At 63.3% G+C, this 22160-nt stretch carries 16 protein-coding genes; 13 read left to right on the plus strand and 3 right to left on the minus strand.

Annotation, left to right across the window (positions count from 1 at the left end):
• The first annotated feature begins 9 nt into the window (after nucleotides 1-9).
• From L861_RS12675 to L861_RS12695, 5 genes are all read left to right on the plus strand, one after another.
• Entirely contained in the window at nucleotides 10-531 is a 522-nt protein-coding gene (locus L861_RS12675; protein ID WP_016416989.1) for a TRAP transporter small permease subunit, read from the plus strand.
• Between the two features lie 2 nt (nucleotides 532-533).
• Entirely contained in the window at nucleotides 534-1868 is a 1335-nt protein-coding gene (locus L861_RS12680) for a TRAP transporter large permease (RefSeq protein ID WP_016416990.1), read from the plus strand.
• Nucleotides 1869-1914: 46 nt separating this feature from the next.
• Entirely contained in the window at nucleotides 1915-3276 is a 1362-nt protein-coding gene (locus L861_RS12685; protein ID WP_016416991.1) for a malonyl-CoA decarboxylase, read from the plus strand.
• Nucleotides 3273-4790 (plus strand): malonate--CoA ligase, encoded by a 1518-nt coding sequence (locus L861_RS12690; RefSeq protein WP_016416992.1) that lies wholly within the window; start codon nucleotides 3273-3275, stop codon nucleotides 4788-4790. Before L861_RS12685 ends, L861_RS12690 begins: the two co-directional genes overlap by 4 nt.
• A gap of 125 nt (nucleotides 4791-4915) precedes the next feature.
• A complete protein-coding gene (locus tag L861_RS12695) occupies nucleotides 4916-5518 on the plus strand; it encodes a 2-hydroxychromene-2-carboxylate isomerase (protein WP_016416993.1) in 603 nt (200 codons plus the stop codon).
• A 14-nt stretch (nucleotides 5519-5532) separates the two neighbouring features.
• On the opposite strand, the gene L861_RS12700 is transcribed toward L861_RS12695, so the two are convergent.
• Complete coding sequence (locus L861_RS12700; protein WP_016416994.1) at nucleotides 5533-7011, minus strand: protein adenylyltransferase SelO; 1479 nt, start codon at nucleotides 7009-7011, stop codon at nucleotides 5533-5535.
• A 187-nt stretch (nucleotides 7012-7198) separates the two neighbouring features.
• Here L861_RS12700 and L861_RS12705 point away from each other — a divergent pair, with 187 nt between their 5' ends.
• From L861_RS12705 to L861_RS12725, 5 genes are all read left to right on the plus strand, one after another.
• Entirely contained in the window at nucleotides 7199-8647 is a 1449-nt protein-coding gene (locus L861_RS12705; RefSeq protein WP_016416995.1) for a DNA-3-methyladenine glycosylase 2 family protein, read from the plus strand.
• Nucleotide 8648: 1 nt separating this feature from the next.
• Entirely contained in the window at nucleotides 8649-9149 is a 501-nt protein-coding gene (locus L861_RS12710) for a methylated-DNA--[protein]-cysteine S-methyltransferase (RefSeq protein WP_016416996.1), read from the plus strand.
• Nucleotides 9150-9220: 71 nt separating this feature from the next.
• A complete protein-coding gene (gene kynA / locus L861_RS12715) occupies nucleotides 9221-10075 on the plus strand; it encodes a tryptophan 2,3-dioxygenase (protein ID WP_016416997.1) in 855 nt (284 codons plus the stop codon).
• A 166-nt stretch (nucleotides 10076-10241) separates the two neighbouring features.
• A complete protein-coding gene (kynU, locus tag L861_RS12720) occupies nucleotides 10242-11489 on the plus strand; it encodes a kynureninase (RefSeq protein WP_016416998.1) in 1248 nt (415 codons plus the stop codon).
• 147 nt (nucleotides 11490-11636) lie between these two features.
• Entirely contained in the window at nucleotides 11637-12317 is a 681-nt protein-coding gene (locus L861_RS12725) for a hypothetical protein (RefSeq protein WP_016416999.1), read from the plus strand.
• A gap of 123 nt (nucleotides 12318-12440) precedes the next feature.
• On the opposite strand, the gene L861_RS12730 is transcribed toward L861_RS12725, so the two are convergent.
• On the minus strand, nucleotides 12441-13619 hold the full coding sequence (locus L861_RS12730; protein ID WP_016417000.1) for a PQQ-dependent sugar dehydrogenase: 1179 nt from the start codon (nucleotides 13617-13619) through the stop codon (nucleotides 12441-12443).
• 218 nt (nucleotides 13620-13837) lie between these two features.
• On the opposite strand from L861_RS12730, the gene L861_RS12735 reads away from it, so the two are divergent.
• Entirely contained in the window at nucleotides 13838-14203 is a 366-nt protein-coding gene (locus tag L861_RS12735; RefSeq protein ID WP_016417001.1) for a hypothetical protein, read from the plus strand.
• Nucleotides 14204-14356: 153 nt separating this feature from the next.
• Here L861_RS12735 and L861_RS12740 read toward each other — a convergent pair whose 3' ends face one another.
• A complete protein-coding gene (locus tag L861_RS12740; protein ID WP_016417002.1) occupies nucleotides 14357-14845 on the minus strand; it encodes a metallophosphoesterase family protein in 489 nt (162 codons plus the stop codon).
• Nucleotides 14846-14993: 148 nt separating this feature from the next.
• On the opposite strand from L861_RS12740, the gene recC reads away from it, so the two are divergent.
• Both recC and recB read left to right on the plus strand, forming a co-directional pair.
• A complete protein-coding gene (recC, locus tag L861_RS12745) occupies nucleotides 14994-18650 on the plus strand; it encodes an exodeoxyribonuclease V subunit gamma (protein ID WP_016417003.1) in 3657 nt (1218 codons plus the stop codon).
• On the plus strand, nucleotides 18647-22160 hold a 3514-nt coding region (gene recB / locus L861_RS12750), incomplete at its 3' end, for an exodeoxyribonuclease V subunit beta (protein WP_016417004.1). The genes recC and recB, both read left to right, overlap by 4 nt.

Raw genomic sequence — 22160 nt, forward strand, 5'->3', positions numbered from 1 at the left:
GAGGGCCCCATGGAACACTCGCACATCCACGTAGCTGCAGCGCCCAAAGGGATCGTCGGCGGCTATATCCGCCTGATGGACAGGCTCTCGAGTGCCACCGCCTACTTGGCGGCGATGTTGTTCGTCGCTGGTGTAGCGGCGATCTGTCATATGGTCGTCGTGCGCTATGCGCTGGGGATGAGCACCAGTTGGCAGACCGAGTTCACAGTGTTCTCGGTGACCGCTGCCATGCTACTCGGCGCCCCCTACGTACTACTGACCGGTGGCCATGTCGCCGTCACCGTGCTACCCGACAGTCTTTCCGGGTTGCCAAGACGCCTCATGCGCCTGACAGCCTCGCTAGCCGGCCTGGCATTCTGTGCGGCACTGACCTATGCCTCCTGGCTCTATGTGTTCGAAGCCTGGCACGGCGGATGGACCACCGGCTCGGTGTGGAACCCGCCGTTGTGGCCGGCGCTGCTTCCCATGGCCCTAGGGGCCACCCTACTGACGCTGCAGTACATCGCTGAAATCCTGCGTGGGGAGTGTTGAACATGGATCCCGTCACCGCCGGCATTCTCGTCGCCATCGGCCTGATCGTGCTGATGGCCATTGGCACCCCCATCGCCTTCGCCCTGGGGGGCATCTCACTGATCGCGCTGGTCGCCGACCGCGGCATCATCGAGCTGACCTACTTCGGCGAGACCTTCTTCGATCGCATTGCCGAATTCGGCTTCGTTGCCATCCCCATGTTCATTTTGATGGGGGCTGCCGTGGCCTCTTCACCCACCGGTCGCGACCTCTACCGATCGCTGGACCTGTGGCTCGGCAAGCTTCCCGGAGGCCTGGCAATCTCCAATATCGGTGCCTGCTCGATCTTCGCTGCCCTGTCCGGCTCGTCGCCGGCCACCTGTGCGGCCATCGGCAAGATGGGCATCCCCGAGATGCGCGCCCGCGGCTATCCCGATGGCGTCGCAGCAGGCTGCATCGCCGCAGGAGGCACTCTGGGAATCCTGATCCCACCCTCGGTGACCATGATCATCTACGGCATTTCCACCGAGACCTCGATCGGCCGCCTGTTCATCGCCGGCGTCATCCCCGGCTTCATGCTGGCCGGGCTGTTCATGATCTGGACACTGATCGCCTGCAAGCTGGCGGGCGGCTACGGCAATCCACTGGCCGCAACAGCGGAGAGTGTCAAGCGCACCATCCGCGAGAATGTCGACGCCAATCTCAAAGCGCTGGTGAGGGTGCTGCCCTTCCTTGCCGTGGTACTCGGCATCCTCTTTGCCCTCTACGGCGGGGTCGCCACGCCTTCCGAGGCAGCCGGTGTGGGGGCTTTCCTATGTCTGGCGCTGGCCATCGTGATCTACCGCATGTGGCAGGTGGGGCCGATCAAACTGATCATGCGCGACTCCCTGCGCGAGAGCGTGATGATCATGCTGATCATTGCGTCGGCGGAAGTGTTTGCCTATGCACTATCGTCGCTGTTCATCACGCAGACCGTCGCGGGGGCCATCGCCGATCTCGAGGTCAATCGCTGGGTGCTGATGGGTGTGATCAATCTGTTCCTGTTGGTGGCCGGCTTCTTTCTGCCGCCAGTGGCGGTGATCGTGATGACCGCACCGATTCTGCTGCCGATCATCCTGGCCGCCGACTTCGACCCCTACTGGTTCGCGGTAGTGCTGACCATCAATCTGGAGATCGGGCTGATCACACCGCCGGTGGGCCTGAATCTGTTCATCATCAATAGCATCGCCCCGGATATTTCATTGCGCGACGTGCTCATGGGCAGCCTGCCGTATGCACTATGCATGATCCTGGGCATCGTTTTGTTGTGCTTCTTCCCGGGGCTGGCGACCTGGCTGCCAACATTGATCATGGGCTGAAGGGCGCCACGCTCACACCCCACCACAGGACGAGGGGCAAGCCATCATGAACATGAGCTTCCTACAGGAACTGTTCAACAGCATCACCCAGCGCGATGCGCTACTGCGCCGCCGCAACAATGAGCACATCACCCCAGACCATGCCCACATGATCGAGGCCTGTCATGTGCTGCTGGAAAGCGATGGCGAGGCCTCCAGCATCACCCTCGCCAGCCGCGCCCTGGCGCTCTACCGACGGCTCGATGACGAACAGAAGCAACGTTTCTTCGAGCGTATGGCAGAAGAATTCGCTGCCGATCCAGAGCGGATCGATGCCGCCTATGAGGCTTATCGTGAAGCACGCGACAACCATCACTTGCAAACGTTGTTCAATGTCTGCGAGCCGCGTCGTCAGGAACTCCTGCGACGGCTCAACTTGGCCAGCGGCGGCACCTACGAGTTGGTAAGGATGCGCGAGGATCTGCTGCGCATGATGGACCACTCCTCCGACCTTGGCGCCATCAACGCCGACTTCATCCACCTGTTCGGCTCCTGGTTCAACCGCGGTTTCCTAGTCCTCAAGCGTATCGACTGGAATACCCCAGCCTCGATCCTGGAGAAGATCATCCGCTACGAGGCAGTCCACGAGATCCACGATTGGAACGACCTGCGCCGCCGCCTGGACAGCCGCGACCGCCGCTGCTTCGCCTTCTTCCATCCGGCGATCGGCGACGAACCTCTGATATTCGTCGAAGTCGCCCTGCACAAAGGATTGCCGAAGCAGATCCAGCCGATCCTCGAAGACTCACAGCATGATCTCGACGACCCCATGACGGCCGATACGGCGGCGTTTTTCGGGATCAGCAATTGCCAGACCGGGCTGCGTGGCATTTCCTTCGGCAACTTCCTGATCAAGCAAGTGGTGCAGGAGCTCAAATTGGAACTACCTCAACTGCGCCACTTCGTCACCCTGTCGCCGGTTCCCGGATTTCGCCATTGGCTCGAGCAGCATTATGTCGAAGAGTCCGGCAGGCTGTCGGATGACGCTCAGCAAACCCTGGCGCTGCTCGACGCGCCGGACTGGCACGAGCAGCCGGAACAGGCGGAAAAACTCAAGGCCGTGGTCAAGCCATTGGCCGCACACTACCTGCTCGAGGAGAAAAACCGCCATGGGTTACCGCTCAATGCGGTGGCGAGATTCCACCTTGGCAACGGCGCCTCACTGCACCGCGTCAACTGGCTGGGCGACATCTCCCGCAAGGGCCTGAAGCAGTCCGCCGGACTGATGGTCAACTACCTCTATGCGCTCGACGATATCGAACGCAATCACGAAAACTATATCGCCAATGCCACCGTTGCCTGCTCCAGCGAGGTTCGCGACCTCGGGCGGCGAGCCAGGAAGATGACCAAAGGGGAAACCGTCAAATGAATCACAACCTCTTCGCCGCCCTTGCCAAACGCATGCAGGCTCGCGGCAACGCCGACTTCATGACCACTCGCGAAGGCCATGACTACACCTACGCCCAAGCACTGGAAGTCAGCGCACAACTGGCTGGGGCCTTGGTGGCATTGGGTGTCGCACCAGGCGACCGGGTCGCGGTGCAGGTCGACAAGAGCCCCGAAGCGATCCTGCTATATCTCGCCTGTCTACGCATGGGAGGTGTGTATCTGCCTCTCAATACCGGCTATACGAACGAAGAAATCCGCTACTTTCTTGGCGATGCCGAGCCGGCGCTGTTCGTCTGCCGCCCCGAAAATATCGACGATGCCCGCCGAGTCGCCAACGACAGCGGCTGCCCCAAGGTCGCGTCGCTAGGTACCCGGGCCGACGGCACCCTGATGGAAGAGGCGGCAAGCGCCATGCCTTTCGAGAGCATTGAAGCACGCGATGCCAACGACCTGGCGGCCATCCTGTATACCTCGGGCACCACCGGACGCTCCAAGGGCGCGATGTTGACCCATCGCAATCTCGGCTCCAATGCCGCGGCGTTGGTGGAAGCCTGGCGCTTCAGCGAGAGCGACCGACTGATCCACGCCCTGCCGATCTTCCACACGCACGGGCTGTTCGTGGCCTGCAACGTGGTGATGATGGCCGGTGCCAGCATGCTGTTCCTGCCAAGATTCGACGTCGACACGATCATCGAGGAGCTACCGCGTGGTACCACCATGATGGGCGTGCCAACCTTCTACACTCGCCTCTTGCAGGACAAACGCCTCACCCCCGAGCTCACTGCCAACATGCGCCTGTTCACCTCGGGCTCGGCACCATTGACCGCCGAAACGCATCAAGCCTTCGAGCGGCGTACCGGTCACGCCATTCTCGAACGCTACGGCATGACCGAGACCAACATGAACACCTCCAACCCCTATGATGGCGAGCGTATCGCCGGCACCGTGGGCATGCCGCTGCCGGGGGTCGAGATCCGCGTCACCGACCGCGAGACCCATCGCCCGCTTCCGCAGGGCGAGATCGGTATGCTCGAAGTGCGTGGCCCCAACGTCTTCATCGGCTATTGGCGCATGCCCGAGAAGACACGCGAAGAGCTGCTCGAGGACAGCTTCTTCGTCACTGGCGACCTGGCCAGTGTCGACGAGCGTGGCTACGTGCACATCGTCGGTCGTGACAAGGATCTGGTGATCTCAGGGGGCTACAACGTCTATCCCAAGGAGGTCGAACAGATCATCGACGAACTCGACGGCGTGGTCGAGTCCGCCGTGATCGGTGTGCCGCATCCAGATTTCGGCGAGGGCGTCACCGCCGTGGTCGTATCCCGTCCCGAGGCGCAGCTCGATGAAGCCAGCGTGCTCGATGCCTTGACCGGCCGATTGGCCAAGTACAAACAGCCCAAGCGTGTGTTCTTCGTCGACAACCTGCCGCGCAACACCATGGGCAAGGTACAGAAGAACCAGTTGCGGCAGCAGTACGAGGACACCTATCGCTAAACCGTCGCCGACAGCACAGAAATCCGGCCCCGACACGACGGGACGCTGCGGCGAATGCCCAGCGCCCCAGTGGTGTCGAGCCACTATACGCAGCGTCATTGAACCACCCGGCAGGAGACATCGTCATGGCGAAGGTCATCACCTACTACTACACCCACGTCTCGCCCTGGAGCTATCTAGGTCACTCGCGACTCGGCGAGCTTGCCGCGCGCCACGGTGCCACCATCGACTACGTGCCGATCACGCTCAGCGCGATCTTCCCCAAGACCGGCGGGCTGCCCCTGCCCAAGCGCGCTCCGGAGCGGCAGGCCTATCGCATGGCTGAACTGAAGCGCTGGCCGCAGTTGCTCGGCATCCCTCTCAACAGGGAACCGAAGCACTTCCCGACGGATGACCGCCCGGCAGCTCGCCTGGCGCTGACGGCGAAGGCGCAAGGGCATGACATCGCCAGCCTGTCGCTGGCCTTGATGCGGGCCTGCTGGGTCGAGGAGCGCGACATCTCCGAGCCGGACACCCTGCTCACGGTCGCCGACGCCTGCGGGCTGGATGGCCAGCGGCTGCTGAGCGAGTCGGAAAGCGACCAGGGACAGCAACGCCTCGACGAGGCTTGCGAGAAGGCCGTGGCGGCAGGCTGTTTCGGCGCACCCTGGTATATCGTCGACGGAGAGCCCTTCTGGGGCCAGGACCGCCTTGAGCTGGTCGAGAAGGCCCTGACCGGCAAGCTCTGAGCCAACGGGTCAGCTCAGGTACCGCAGAAGGTGCGAAACACTCGTTCCTGTTGAGAAGCCGGTTGTGTATAGGCCTCACGGCCGGGCTGTTCTTCGAAGGGGCGGGCAAGCACTGCGCGCAACTCCTCGAAGGGTGCGAAATCATCTTCGTCGATGGCAGCGGCGAGTGCCTGCTCGACCCGGTGATTGCGAGGGATATATAGCGGGTTCACGGCGCGCATGCGCGCGGCGATGACGCCAGGGTCAGCCGTCTCCCGTGTCAACCGTTCGCGCCAGCGGGCCAGCCAAGCCTCGATGGTATTCGCTTGCTCGAACAGTTCGACCAGCGACGAATCGGCCTCTGCGGATTCGGCGACGTCACCCAGACGGCAGAACGTCAGGGTGAAGTCGGCACGGCCAATGCGCATAGCCTCGAGTAGTTCCTCGACCAGCGCGCGGTCCCCTTCCTCTTCGCGCTCGAACCCCAGCTTGGCACGCATCACGGCCAGCCACTCGGCTTCGTACCGCGCTGGGTAGGCATTGATCACCGCCGTAGCCCGCTCGATGGCCCGCTCCTTCTCGTCATCGATCAGCGGCAGCAGGGTCTCGGCGAAGCGTGCCACATTCCACTGGGCTATCCATGGCTGGTTGGTATAAGCGTAGCGGCCACCCTCGTCGATGGAGCTGAACACCGTGCGCGGGTCATAGGCTTCCATGAAGGCGCAAGGGCCGTAGTCGATAGTCTCGCCGGAGATGGCCATATTATCGGTATTCATCACGCCGTGGATGAAGCCCACGCCCATCCACTTCGCCACCAGCGCCGCCTGACGCTCCTGTACCGCCTCGACCAGCGCCAGATAGCGCTCGCCTTCGGGCAGGTCACCAAGCACTGGATAGTGGCGTTCGATCACATGCCCGGCCAGCTCGCGCAGCGCATCGACATCGCCGCGGGCGGCGAAATACTGGAAGGTGCCGGCACGGATATGACTGGCGGCTACCCGAGTCAGAATGGCGCCAGGCTGCGGAACCCCGCGAAACACCCGTTCGCCGGTGGTCACCGCGGCCAGTGACCGGGTAGTGGGAATGCCCATCGCATGCATCGCCTCGCTGACCAGGTACTCGCGCAGCACCGGCCCCAACGGTGCCCGCCCGTCGCCACCCCGGGAGAAGGGCGTGCGCCCCGCCCCCTTCAACTGGATATCGCGCAGTTGCCCCTGCCGGTCGATCACTTCGCCAAGCAGGACCGCACGGCCGTCGCCCAGCCGTGGCACGAAGGCGCCGAACTGGTGCCCGGCATAGGCCATCGCCAGCGGCTCGGCGCCCGGCGGTATGGTATTGCCGGAGAACCATTCGGTAGCCTGTTGCTCGTCGACGGCGGCCACATCAAAGCCCAGCGCCTCCGCCAGCGGACGATTGAAGGCCAGCAGTCGCGGTGTGGAGACCGGTACTGGCTCGAAACGCTCGTAGAAGCGATCGGGCAGACGGGCATAGCGCAAGGAAAAGGTGGGAAACATCATGACTCCAGTGACATCGGGCCGAAGGCAGCAAATCATGCCTACCCTACTCATGACAGTTCGAACTGGCCAGCATTCCCGCATGGCGTCGTACTTCCCTTCTTTAGTTCCGATTCTGGCTAGTTTTCCCCATTGACGAGCATACACTGTGAAGCATGGAGCCAGACTCGAACCAAAGGACGCCGCTATGCTGGATCCCGCCCTCTGCCGCCAGGCCCGCCTGTCGCGGGATGCCCGCTTCGATGGCCGTTTCTTCATCGCGGTGAAAACCACGGGCATCTACTGCCGGCCGATCTGTCCGGCCACACCACCGAAAGAGAGCAACGTCGTCTATTTCGACAGCGCGGTGGCCGCAGCGCAGGCAGGCTTTCGCCCCTGCCTGCGCTGCCGCCCGGACAGCGCACCGGACTCCCCGGCTTGGCGCGGCACGCAGACCACGCTCGAGCGTGCCCTGCGCCTGATCGACGAAGGCGCGTTGCAGGAAGGTAGCCTGAGCTGCCTCTGCGAGCGCTTGGGAATCGGCGAACGCTACCTGCGCCGGCTCTTCCAGCAACGCTTCGGCGTCGCACCGAAGGCCTATGCCCTCTATCGCCAGTGCCTGTTTGCCAAGCAATTGCTGCATCAGACAACGCTGCCTGTCACCGACATCGCCTACGCCAGTGGCTTTCGCAGCCTGCGCCGCTTCAATGATGCCTTCAAGGCACAGATCGGGCTCACTCCACGCGAAGTGCGTCGCGAGTCAACCGAGCGTTCTCCTGAGTTGATCCTTCGACTCGCCTATCGCCCGCCCTATGCCTGGGAGAGCCTGCGCGACTTCTTCATCAGCCGCCATATCGAAGGCTTGGAATGGGTCGACGAGCGACATTACGGCCGTTGTATCGCCTGGGGTGAAGCGCGGGGGCACTTCACCGCCGAGCACCGACCTGACCGGCATGACTTCCTGGTAAGACTGGAACTCGATGACCTACGTATGCTGTCGCCGGTGGTGCGCCGAATCCGTCGCCTGCTCGATCTGGATGCCGATACCTCGGTGATCGAAACGCACTTGACCCAGGCGCTGCCGGGCCTGCCGCTGATCGAAGGTCTGCGACTTCCAGGTGTGTGGAGCCTGTTCGAAGCCGGGATTCGCGCCATTCTCGGTCAGCAAGTCACGGTCGCCGCCGCTCGCCGGCTAGTGACGACGCTGGTGGCCACGCTCGGCGAGCCCGCATGCGAATCGGAGGGGCAGGTCCGGTATCATTTCCCCACACCATCGCAGATCGCTGGCAGCGACCTGACCTTCTTGAAGATGCCTGAATCGCGTCGCGAGACCCTGCGACGATTCGCTTCCTTCTACAGGCAACAAGCCGACAGTGCCGATGAGCCATCCACCTGGACGGCACTGAAGGGGATCGGCCAGTGGACGGCGGATTATGCCACCATGCGCGGCGCTGGCGATCCCGATATCTGGCTGGCCGGCGATCTCGGCGTCAAGAAGGCGCTGCCATCATTGAACAGCCATGATCCTGCTGGTGCCGCCCCTTGGCGCAGCTATCTAACGTTGCAGCTATGGTCTCAGTCATCTCTTTCTCTACAAACCAGTTCTCGACCAACCAGTTCTCGACAAGCAAGCTCTCGACCCACCAGGAGCCGCTGACATGATGGATCAACAACGCTATCTCGATTACTACCAGCCACCAGGTGACACTCCCCTCGGTGTGTTGCGCATTCGTGCCAGCGATGCGGGCCTGACCGAAGTCGCTTTCGTCGAAGCGCAAGACGAAGTGCCACAACCAAACCAGCACACCCAGCACTGCCGCGAGCAGTTGGCGGAATACTTCGAGGGTCGGCGCCACGACTTCGATCTTTCCCTGGCACCGCAAGGCACACCGTTCCAGCAAAACGTATGGGCACAACTAAGCAAGATCCCGTTCGGCAAGACCTGCAGCTATGCCGAGATCGCCGAGCGCATCGGCCAACTCAAGGCCATGCGGGCCGTGGGCGCCGCCAATGGCCGCAACCCGCTGGCCATCGTGGTGCCCTGCCATCGGGTGATCGGCCGCAACGGCCAACTCACCGGCTATGCCGGCGGGCTGGAAAGGAAGCGCTGGCTGTTGCTGCATGAGCAGACCCATCTCCCTTATTCACTGGATTCGTGACAGGCTGGGTCACTCCGACGATAACGGCCATACTCTGCCTATGAGACGACTCGATCAATGAGGTGGAAGGAATGGCCAATCGCGATTCGGACAAGATGACCCAGTACGCGGTGGAACTGGAAGACACCGTGCACTGGGATCAGGAGATGAGCTACGGCCAGTATCTGGATCTGGAACGCTTGCTGGCGTGTCAGCAGCCAAACTCCGGCCAACATGATGAAATGCTGTTCATCGTGATCCACCAGGTGTCCGAGTTGTGGCTCAAGCAGTGCCTGCACGAGGCTCATGCCGCCGCCGAGCATATCCGCGAGAACAAGCTCAAGCCCGCCTTCAAGATGCTGTCACGCATTGCCCGCATCCAGGAGCAGATGATCCATGTCTGGGAAGTGTTGGTCACCATGACCCCGGCAGACTATACCTGCTTCCGTGACAGCCTGGGCCAAAGCTCAGGATTCCAGTCCTATCAGTACCGGGAGCTGGAATTCCTGCTCGGCAACAAGAACCCCAGGATGGTCGAGGTGCACCGCAGCCACCGCCAACACTACGAGCGGCTGACTCAAGTGCTGCACGAACCCAGCATCTACGACATCAGCCTGCAACTGCTCAAACGGCGCGGGTTCGACATTCCCGATTCCTACGTGAAACGCGACTGGTCCCAGCCCTACCAGCCGTGCGCCGAGGTGGAGCAGGCGTGGGGCGAGATCTATCGACACACGGACGAGCACTGGGATCTGTATGAGCTGGCGGAAAAGCTGGTCGACACGGAATACAACTTCCAGAAATGGCGCTTCAGCCATATGAAGACCGTGGAGCGCATCATCGGCTACAAACGGGGTACCGGCGGCACTGCTGGCGTCTCCTATCTCGCCAAGGCGTTGGATCTGCAGTTTTTCCCCGAACTGTGGTCAGTGAGAACGGCCATGTAAAGGAAACACTGAATAAATGTCTGCGCTACTCAATCGCTGCGTTACGCGGTGCTCGCAAGCCTCACATATACCCCATATGCTCCGGTTGCTGCGCTCCGGGCGCCTTGCGCTTGAGCATGCTCGTCAATTTATTCAGCGCTTCCTGAGGTAAGGAAAGGAACCTCCTATGAGCGACACTCCACTCAGCCGTGACGATTTAGTCGACCTGGATCAGGACGACCCTCTGGCCCATTACCGTGACCAGTTCGAATTGGAGGAGGGTCTGATCTATCTCGACGGTAACTCCCTCGGGGCCCTGCCCAAGGCAGCCAAGACCAGGGTGGCCGAGTTGGTGGAGCGGGAATGGGGCCAAGGGCTGATCCGCAGTTGGAACACCCACGACTGGATTTCGCTGCCCGAACGGGTCGGCGACAAGATAGCCCCTATCATTGGTGCTGCACCGGGAGAGGTGGTGGTCGCCGACTCCACCTCGGTCAACCTGTTCAAGCTGGCGGCAGCGGCGGTGCGTATGCGCCCCGGGCGTCACAAGATCGTCTCCGAACCGGGTAACTTCCCCACCGACCTCTATATCCTGCAGGGGCTGGAAGCCTTCCTGCCGGGCGAGATTCGACTCGAAACGGCGCCCCGCGAGCGGCTGGAAACCCTGATCGACGAGGATACCGCGCTGGTAGTGCTGACCCACGTGCACTACAAGTCGGGTGAGTTGTTCGACATGGCAGCCATTACCGCCAAGGCCCACGAGGTGGGCGCGCTGATGTTGTGGGATCTCAGCCACAGTGCCGGCGCGGTACCGGTGGACTTGAACGGTGTCGATGCCGACTTCGCCGTGGGTTGCGGCTACAAGTACCTCAATGGCGGCCCGGGCGCTCCCGGCTACCTGTTCGTGGCCAAGCGCCACCAGGCCGCGTTTCGCCAGCCCCTGAGCGGCTGGTTCGGGCATGCCGAGCCCTTCGCCATGCGTGACGACTACCAGCCGGCGCCGACTATCAAACGCGGCTTGTGCGGTACCACCGGTGTGCTTGCCACCGGTGTGCTGGAAGTGGGAGTGGAACTGATGGCGTCGGCCGACATGGCGCTGATCCGCGCCAAGTCCCAACGCCTGGGCGAACTGTTCATCTCGCTGGTCGAACGGCACTGCGCCGGCCAGGGTTTTGCGCTGGCCTCCCCCAGAGACGCCGACAGGCGCGGCAGCCAGGTCTCGCTCACCCATGAGCAGGGCTTTGCCATCATCCAGGCCCTGATCGCCCGACACATCATCGGCGACTTCCGGGCGCCAAACATATTGCGCTTCGGCTTCACTCCACTCTATACCCGTTATGTGGATATCTGGGATACGGTCCAGGCCTTGGCCAACATCATGGCCACGAGAGAATGGGATCAACCGGAGTTCAAGACAATCACTGCCGTGACCTGAGCCCCCAGCTCCTTGGCACAATGGCAGTTTTTCGCTTCACATCTTGGCCGCAGCAATAGGCTTCGCTAGTGTAGGCACTGTAACGGTGTGTTTCCTCAACCCTGTGCTGGAATGCGCCTGCCCCAGACACCCATCAGGAGTCACTCAATGAAATATCTCGTCGCCGGGTTGATGCTCGCCACTGCCTTGCCCGTATTTGCCGATGGCAAGGCCACCATCGCAACCAGCGATACGCAGAACGACATGCAGATGGTCATTCACTGGACCGATGACAGCATGCGCATGGATTTCCCCGCCCAGCAGCAAGGTTACATGCTGATGCGCGACGGCAAGGGCTACATGGTCACCGAACAGGCCGGCCAACCCATCGTCATGGACATGGCAATGCTGAAAGGCATGACCGAGGCCATGGGCGAAGAGGCCAATGCCGTGAATGCCAACCAGGCGAAATCCGTCGAAAGCCTGGAAGCCACCGGCGAGAAAGAAACTGTCGCTGGAATCGAAGGTGACGTCTACCGGATCCAGTGGACCGACCACGGCGGCAATGCCCATGATGACCAGATGGTACTCAGCGACGAGCCGCTCGGACGCGAAATGCTGCAGGCCTTCCAGAGCTATGTCCAGATCGTGATGGACGAGCCCGATCCCATCGGTACCGCCCTGCTCGAGCGGGACCTGGGCATGCTGAAGTTCGGCGACAAGTTCCGAGTCGTCGAGATGGCCGACGCCTCGCCCGAAGCCGCCATGTTCGAGTTGCCGGAAAACGCCATGACCATGGAAGACCTGATGAAGCAGCAAATGGGTGGTGGTGCCAACGCGCCGCAATAACGGAGTTCCTCTGAGACCAAGTACGGGCGATGTGTGTGACCGGGTCACACACATCGCCCGTTGCTGTATTCACCAGCCCTTGTCATCCCACCGATAGCGCAATGCGAGCATGGAGGGAAATGCTCAGTGTTGGCGGTCGAAGGTCACCCGATACAGTCCGCTCTCTCCCCTATCCGAGGTGAAGTAGAGAGCGCCATCCGGTGCCAAGACAATGCCAACCGGACGCGCCCAACGCTCGCCCTGTTCGTTCTGGAAACCACTCAGCAGGTCACTGATCTTTCCTTGGCCGTGCTCGTCGATGGTGACGCCGACAATTCTCGGTTCGCGACGGGTTGCCGGGTCGCCGGTGACACGACCGTCCGGCTGCGTTGCCGAGCTGCCATGTATCGCGACAATGGCATCCAATGCTAGGCCGCTGTCTTCGGGGAGGAACGCCAAACCCAAGGGCGCACTGCGCGCAGGCAGGATGGCAACCGGAGCCGGGATGGCGTCGGTTGGGTGAGGCGGCTCGCTGTTGACACAGTCGTCGCGGCGATACTCTCCCGCCACCCATTGATACCAGGGCATGCCGTGGAAACTGCCTTCCTCGGCACGCACCAATACCTCCGGGGGCTGCTCGTAACCCCAATGATCCGGACCGTTGTTGGTGGCAAAGAGGACGCCCTCGTGATCCCAGGCCAACCCGACGGGATTGCGCAGGCCGGTGGCATAAGGCTGCCACTGGGGCGAGTCGCCGTTCTCGTCGAGGACCATGATGCCACCGCGACGATCGGCGAATGCGTAGCCCTCGCCGATAAACTGATCCGTGCAATTGTCCAGGATACCCAGGGACAGATAAATTCGCCCATCGGGGCCCACCGTCAGCGTGCGGGAATTGTGTCCGTCGCCACCTGGCAGTTCGGCGACCACCTCGAAATCGTCGCTCGAGAGTGTCTCAGCGCCCCGGTAGTCGGCTCGCATCAAGGCATGGGTAGTGGCGACGTAGAGTTGCCCGCCGCGCTGTATCACGCTGTTCGGATAGTCACCGATCTCGGCGAGTGGAGTGGCTTGGTCATAGGGTGGTGCCAATCGATAGATGCTGTCGCCACGACTGCCCACGAACATCACGCCATCGGGCCCGAGGCTGATCATTCGTGGTGCATCAAGGTCGGCGACTTTTTCGACCTGAACGCCTTTCGGTACCTTCAGCCGGTGGTCGGTGCCGACGACATTGATCGTCTGCCAGCCGTCAGCCTGGGCGAGAGAGGCATCGGCGCTCACCAATGCCAGTATCAGCAAGCCGAAGTAAGAAGTGGTTCGCATCGATCGGAGGCCTTGTGCGACGCTACGCCCTTTTAAGACGATTGGTTCAAGCGGGAGTTTCCCACACTCGCAGGCAATCGTTGGTCATTGGCGTGACTTACGCGAACGGAGACACCGAAGCGCTTGAGCCACCCAAATCTCTATCAGGGCGTCTGACTGGACTCAGGCCCCACTCTTCCTTTTGCGGTAACATTGGCTTCGAAACCAAGGGAGCCCTTATGCGTAACAAAGGATTTGTGGTGATGCTGCTTGCCCTGTCGATAGCGGGTTGCAGTGATGGACGTCCCGAGTGGATGAAGACGGCACTGGATGACGATGTAGATCAGGCACGCTGGGAGGCGTCGTCACTGGAGGAGAAGGTGGCGACGGCAGGCCTATGGTTGCAGCGCTTGAACGATGACGACTACCTCTCACTCGCTAAGCCGGCAGCCGAGATGGAGCCAGAGGCAAACGCACTGGCCACCTGCATCGACTCGTCGCTGGAAGAGGCAACGGCCGAGTCGGCAACCGGCGTGCGCCTGGCCGCGGCGGATTGTGTCCATGAGCTGGGGTATGCGAAGAAAGTAGGCGAACTCGTGGATTGAGTCATCCCTAAGGAAACACTGAATAAATGCCTGCGCTACTCAATCGCTGCGTTGCGCGGTGCGCGGAATCCTCACATATACCCCATATGCTCCGGTTCCTGTGCTCCGTGCGCCTTGCGCTTGAGCATGCTCGTCGGTTTATTCAGCGTTTCCCTAAAGCGGTAGGTGAAGGATCGCGCCCCGCAAGCCTCGCTCCCCGGCCCATAATTTGCCGAGCGTGATCGGCAGCTTGAAACGGCGCTTGCCGGCACTGCCGGGGTTGAATAGCAAACGCCCATCATGCCATTCGTTGCGCGGCTTGTGGGAATGGCCGTGGAGCACGGCGTCACAAGGCGTGTCCGAGGTGAAATCGGCGATGTTGTGCACCAGGTGTAGCCGCCAGCCGTTGACGATCAGATTCTGGGTCATCGGCAGCCGTTCGGCCCATTGTGGGGTATCGATGTTGCCGCGCACGCTATACAGCGGTGCCAGCTCGCCGAGGCGCTCGAGAATCGCCTGATCTTCCTCCTTGCCGCCCACATCACCGAGATGCACGATCAGTGCGCAGCCTTCCAGCATCGTGAGCGCCTCGTCACGTAGCTTGCCGTGAGTGTCGGAAATCACCCCAACCGGGGTCTCGATATCGAAAATCGGTACGCTCATTGTGTCATCAGCCAATCCCGCCCAGTGCCTGCCCACAGAACTCTAGCATCGTTGATGATGGTACCGACCAATCGCCCTCAACTGCGTTTATCCCCTCATCGATTTGCGGCACCATGTAAGTCTGCTTACCCGCCGTCAAGGATGTGCCATGCCGCCGTTCGCCTCAGCCGCCCAGGATGACGCCCTGACCCCGGGCTTCATGGTCATTCATGGCAATCGCCTGGAGGACCTGCGCGGTGTGGCGGTGGAATGGATGAAACGCCACCCGCTGGCGCCGCTCGAGAACGAGACGATCCTGGTGCAGAGCAACGGCATCGGCCAGTGGATGAAGCTTGCCCTGGCCGCCGACGAGAACGCCGGCGGCAGCGGCATTGCCGCCGCGCTCGACGTCACCCTGCCGGCGCGCTTCCTGTGGCAGGCCTACCGCGCCGTGCTGACGCATGTCGAACGCAATCCCGATGCCGTACCCGTCACCTCGCCGTTCGACAAGTCGCGCCTGGAATGGCGCCTGCTGCGCCTGTTGCCCGCGCTGATGGTACGCGACGAATTCGCCCCGCTCAAACGGTTCCTGGAAGGCGACGACGACCTGCGCAAGCACCACCAGCTCGCCGAACGCCTCGCCGACCTGTTCGATCAGTACCAGGTCTACCGTGCCGACTGGCTCGACGCCTGGGGCCGCGGCGAGGACGTGCTGATCACCGCCCGCGGCGAGGCCCGTCCGCTGGAGGAGACCCAACGCTGGCAACCGGCCCTGTGGCGGGCCATAGGTGAGAGTGTCGCCGAGGACGTGGGCGCTAACGGCATCGCCTCCAGCCGCGCCATGGTGCATCGGCGCTTTCTCGACGCGGCGCGTCAGCTCGACGGCAGCAATCGCCCCGTCGGTCTGCCGCGTCGAGTGATGGTGTTCGGCATCTCGTCGCTGCCGCAGCAAGCGCTCGAGGCACTGGCGGCCATCGCCCACTGCTGCCAGGTAGTACTGTGCGTGCACAATCCCTGCCAGCACTACTGGGCCGATATCATCGAACACAAAGACCTGCTGCGAGCCGAGCGCTATCGCCAGCGGCGCAAGGACGGCATGCCTGCCCGCCTCGACGTGCTCGGCGATGGCGACGGTGAGGAAAGCCTTCACCTGCACGCCCAACCGCTGCTCGCCGCCTGGGGCAAGCAGGGCCGCGACTACCTGCGCCTGCTCGACGAACACGATGACGCCCACCAGTACCAAGGCCTGTTCGCTGCCGATTCGCTGCGCATCGACCTGTTCGAGCCCTTCATAAGCGAGGGCGATGGCTGCCTGCTTCAGCAACTGCAGGACGACATCCGCGAGCTGCGCCCGGTACACGAAACCCGTGAGCAGTGGCCAGCGGTGGACACCCAGCGCGACGACTCGATCGTGTTCCATGTGGCGCACAGCCCGCAGCGCGAGGTCGAGATTCTGCACGACCAGTTGCTCGCCGCCTTCAGCGCCGACCCGGACCTGAAGCCCCGCGACGTGATCGTGATGGTGCCGGATATCGACCACTATGCGCCGCATATCCAAGCGGTATTCGGTCAATACGAGAGGGGGCGGCTCGAGCGTGACGACCCACGCTTCATCCCCTTCACGCTTTCCGATCAGGGCAATCGTCACCGTCTGCCACTGTTGATCGCGCTGGAAAAACTGCTGCGCCTGCCGGAGCTGCGCCTCTCCGTCAGCGATCTGCTCGACCTGATCGACGTGCCTGCGCTACGCGCCCGTTTCGGTATCCAGGAAGACGACCTGCCCACCCTGCGCCGCTGGATCCAGGGTGCCGGTATCCGCTGGGGCCTGCACGGTCACCAACGCCAGAGCCTCGACCTACCCGACGGCCTGGAACAGAACACCTGGGCCTTCGGCCTGCGCCGGCTGCTGCTCGGCTACACCGTGGGCGAAGCGGCCAACGGTCCATGGCAGGGCATCGAACCGTTCGACGATATCGGCGGGCTGGAAGCGCAGCTGGCCGGCCCCCTGGCGACCCTGCTCGAGACCCTGGAACGGCAGTGGCGCACCCTGCGCGACCCCACCGACGTGAACGGCTGGGTGCAGCGCCTGCGAGCGCTACTGGAAACGAGCTTCCAGGCCGACGCGGCCGAGGACAGCCTGATGCTGGCCCAGCTCGAACTGAAACTACAGGAATGGCAGGAAAACGCCGAAGAGGCCGGACTGACCCGCGAGCTGCCACTCTCGGTGGTGCGCGAGCACTGGCTGTCGCAGATCGACGAGTCCAGCCTGTCGCAGCGCTTCATGGCCGGCGCGGTCAACTTCGCCACTCTGATGCCGATGCGTGCCATCCCCTTCAAGCGCGTATGCCTGCTGGGCATGAACGACGGCGACTACCCGCGCAGCCACCCGCCGATGGACTTCGACCTGATGAATGGCGACTACCGTCCCGGCGACCGCTCGCGGCGCGAGGACGACCGCTACCTGTTCCTCGAAGCCCTGCTCTCGGCCCGCGAGCAGCTCTACATCAGTTGGGTAGGCCGCAGCATCGTCGACAACACTGAAAAACCGCCCTCGGTTCTGGTCGGCCAACTACGCGACCATCTCCAGGCCGGCTGGCGCAGCGCCGACGTTGACAATAAAGAGGACAGCGACCTGCTCGCCGCATTGACCACCGCGCACCCGCTGCAACCATTCAGCCGCCGCTACTTCCCCACCGAGGCGGCACTCGCCGAGCGCAGTGTCGCGGAGCGACGCCTGATCACCTATGCCTACGAGTGGCGTGAGGTGCACGCCGAAGCGGCTCCGGCGAAAACACCCGATGAACTCGGGGAATTCACACATGAAGCGCCTCTGACGCTCGCCCAGCTCGGGAATTTTCTGCGCGACCCAGCGAAAGCCTTCTTTACCACTCGCCTCAAGGTCTCCCTCGAGCGCGAAGACATCGTCAGCCTCGACCACGAACCCTTCGCTCTCGACGGCCTTTCCAACTGGCAGTTGCAGGACCACCTGATCCAGGTGCAACGCCGTGCCCTCGATGAGGGCCACCCGCGTCTACCGGCCATGCACGAGGCGCTGGAACGGCTGCAAGGCCAGGGTGTGCTGGCAATGGGGGCATTCGGCGCTCGCATGCGTGAACAGCTCGCCGAACCCATGGAGGCGCTGTTCGAGGCCTATGAACAAGCCCTCGACGAATGGCCGCACAGCGTCGACGATCCCGAACCGATACAGCTCAGCGTGCCCGGCGCGCCCCCACTGGAGGACTGGCTGGACGAGCTGCGCGAGAACGCGGCGGGCGAGCGTTGCCGCCTGGTGCTGACCAGCAGCAGCCTGGTCAAGAAGAACAAGTACCACTGGCACCACCTGCTGCGCCCCTGGGTGGCCCACCTGGCCGGACATCTAGCCGGCACACCTTTGACCACGCAACTGCTCTCCAAGGCCGGCCACGTGACGTTGCCGCCGCTCGACCCGGACGTCGCCCGTCAGCACCTCACCCAGATCGTCACCACCTGGCAAGCCGGCATGCGCGAACCATTGCCGCTCGCCATCGGCGCCGCCTTCGTGTGGCTAAGCAAGTTGGGAACGCCACAGAGCGAGCGCGACAGCGACGCCTGGCGCGCCGCCGCCAGCACTTATGAAGGCGACGACTTCAACGCGGGCGAAGTGGACCGCAACCCCTACCTCGCCCACCGCTGGCCGGGTTTCGCCGCGCTGGCGAGCGAGCGCCACGATGCCTACGGCTTCGCCGAACTGACCGAACGGCTGCTGGCCCCGGTGCACCTGGCGGTGAAAGGGGACAAGAAAGAGGGCGACAAGAAGGAAACGAAGAAAGCGGGGAGCAAGACATGAGCGACGTCACACAATTAAATCCGCTCGACTTCCCGTTGCATGGCAGCCGCCTGATCGAGGCCAGCGCTGGCACCGGCAAGACCTTCACCATCGCCCTGCTCTATGTGCGCCTGGTGCTCGGTGCGCGACACGAAGGCGACGAAGAGGCCTTCGCGCGCCCGCTCACCCCACCGGAAATCCTGGTGGTGACCTTCACCAACGCCGCCACCCAGGAACTGCGCGAGCGCATTCGCTCACGGCTGGTCGAGGCCGCTGGAGTCTTTCTACAGACAGCCGAAGCTGCGCCTAGTCCCGATGGGTCGCCGGAGGCAGGCCGAAGCGGGGATCCTCAGGGTGACCCACTGCTGGTGGCCCTGCGTGACCAATACGACCCGGCCACCTGGCCCGCCTGCGCGCGGCGCCTGCAGCTCGCCGCCGAATGGATGGACGAGGCCGCCGTCTCCACCATCCACAGTTGGTGCTACCGCATGCTGCGCGAGCATGCCTTCGACAGCGGCAGCCTGTTCTCGCTCGACCTCGAGACCGACCAGACCGAGCTCGAACACGAGGTAGTGCGCGACTACTGGCGCAGCTTCTACTATCCGCTGGACGACGACGCGCTGGCCACCGTGGTACGCCACTGGGACTCGCCCGAGAAACTGCACCAAGCGGTGCGCGGCCTGATGCCCGAATGTGAGGCGCTGGACAAGCACGCCCCGTCCCCCGCCGAGACCGTGGCCCAGGCAAGCCACGAGACCACCGAGCGCTTGGCCGAGCTCAAGGCGCCGTGGCCGGCCTGGGTCGACGAGTGCGAGACGCTGTTCGAGGAAGCCGCCAAGCAGAAGGCCTTCAAGGGCCAGAGCTTCAATGCCAGAAGCCGCGCCAACTGGCTCGGCGCATTGCGCGAATGGTGCCAAAGCGATGCCGTATGGCCCGGCCTGACCGATGCCGCCTGGAAGCGCCTGACACCGCAAGGCATGGCCGAAATCTGGACCAAGGGCGAGCCACCCGACCACCCGGCACTGGCCGCACTGGAAGCGTTACAGGATGAGCTTCACGCCCTGCCCGACCCGTATGCCGACCTGCTCACCCACGCCGTGCACTGGTGCCGCGAGCGGCTCGACCGCGAGCAGGAACGCCGCGCCGAGATGGGCCCCAACGAACTGCTCACCCACCTCGACCGCGCCTTGGCCGGCCCCAACGGCGAGGCGCTGGGGGCGCAGATCCGCCGGCAATTCCCGGTTGCCCTGGTCGACGAATTCCAGGACACCGACCCGGTGCAGTACCGCATCTTCGACGGTGTCTACCACATCCGCGAGAACCGCCGCGGCTATTCTGAAACCCGGGGTGTGTTCCTGATCGGCGATCCCAAGCAAGCGATCTACGCCTTCCGCGGCGCCGACATCTACACCTATCTACGCGCCCGCCGCGACACCGACGGCCGCCACGTCACCCTGGGCACCAACTTCCGTTCCAGCCAGCCGATGGTCACGGCAGTCAACCGCTGCTTCGACTACGCCGAAGCGCACCCATCCGGGGCTTTCCTGTTCAAGGAAGATGACGGCAACAACCCCGTGCCGTTCGTTGGTGTGAACGCCAAGGGGCGCAAGGACTCACTCACCGCCAATGGCCAGCCTCTGCCCGCCATGACCCTGTGGCAGCTCGAATGTGACGAGCCGCTGGCCAAGGGCAGCTACCAGCAGGAGATGGCCGAGCGCTGCGCCTCGCACATGGTCACGCTGCTGGAACAGGGCCAGCACGGCCGCGCCGGCTTCCAGGGTGAGGGAAACGACGAGAACGCGTTCACCCCGCTCAAGCCCTCCGACATGGCAGTGCTGGTCAACGGCCTGGGCGAGGCGCGGGCGATCCGCCAGGCGCTGGCGCGGCGTGGGGTGAAAAGCGTCTACCTCTCCGACAAGGACAAGGTGTTCGCCTCGCCGGTCGCCACGCAGCTCGATGCCTGGCTGCGCGCCTGCGCCGAGCCTGATGACGAACGCCTGCTGCGTACCGCGCTGGCCACCCCGGTGCTGGGGCTGGATATCGCCACGCTGGACAAGCTCAACGAAGACGAACTGGCCTGGGAAGCTCGGGTGATGCAGTTCCGCGACTACCACCGCCTATGGCAGGGCCAGGGCGTGCTGCCGCTGGTGCGCCGGTTGATCAACGATTTCGGCATTGCCACCCGGCTACTGGCCGCTGGGCCGGCCTCGGACGGCGAACGAGCACTGACTGACCTGTTGCACCTCGGCGAGCTATTACAGCAAGCCAGCCAGGAACTCGACGGCGAACACGCGCTGATCCGCTTCCTCGCCGAATCCATCGCCCAGCCCGAGGGCCAGGGCGACACCCACAAGCTACGTCTGGAGAGCGATGCCGACCTGGTGCAGGTGGTCACTATCCACAAGTCCAAGGGGCTGGAGTACCCGCTGGTGTTCCTACCCTTCATCTGCAACCACCGCCCGACCAAGCGCGACGACTCCCCGCTGCGTTGGCACGACGCCGAAGGCCAGTTGCGCATCAGCCTGGAGGCCGACGACGAGACACTGGCCACCGTCGACCGCGAGCGCCTGGGCGAAGACCTGCGCAAGCTCTACGTCGCCCTGACCCGCGCCCGCCACGCTACCTGGCTTGGCATGGCGCCACTCAAGGGTGGCGAAGGCAGCGCCATCGGCCAGTTGCTCGCCGATGGCAAGGCGCTCGATCCGGCCGGCTTCGCCAACTCGCTCACCCAGCTCAAGGGCGACTGTACCGCCATCGAGATCGCCCCGGCGCCACCGGCCGACGCCCACGTCATCCGGCTCGACAGCACCGATGAGCCCCTCGGGGAAGCACGGATGCCCACACGCCCGGCCCGCGAACACTGGTGGATCGCCAGCTACTCGGCGCTACGCATTTCGGCGGGCGAAGTCACCGCCCCAGTAAGTGCTGACACACTCCACAGCGCCGCTTTTCACAGTGCCCCGACCATGGCACACACTGCGCCTGAGAGCAGCCCGGCTGACACTGCCCACCTGCCCGAACCGGCCACCTCGCTGGAAGCCACGGCCCTGGAAGTGATCACCGAGCCCCATGACAGCGGCCATGGCGAACAGATCGCCAACTTGCACCGCTTTCCACGTGGCCCCGCCCCCGGCACCTTCCTTCATGGATTGCTTGAGTGGGCCGGCGAGCACGGCTTCGGCCGCGTGGCTCGCGACCCCGCCCTGCGCGAAGACACCCTGGCACGGCGCTGCAACCTGCGCGGCTGGCAGCAGTGGCTGCCCACCCTGCACGAGTGGTTCGGCGAGCTGTTGAGCGCCCCTCTTCCACTACCCCAGCCGCAGCCCAGCGAGGCCGGCGAATTCCGCCTAGAGGCACTTACCACCTACCAGGTCGAGATGGAATTCTGGTTCGCCACCACCCAGGTCGACACCCGCCGGCTGGACGCCCTCGTAAGTACTTACACACTCCCCGGCGCGCGCTCCACCACTCCTCGCCCCGCGCTCGACGCCGAAACGCTCAACGGCATGCTCAAGGGCTTCATCGACCTGG

Source organism: Litchfieldella anticariensis FP35 = DSM 16096 (genome assembly GCF_000409775.1).
Taxonomy (GTDB): domain Bacteria; phylum Pseudomonadota; class Gammaproteobacteria; order Pseudomonadales; family Halomonadaceae; genus Litchfieldella; species Litchfieldella anticariensis.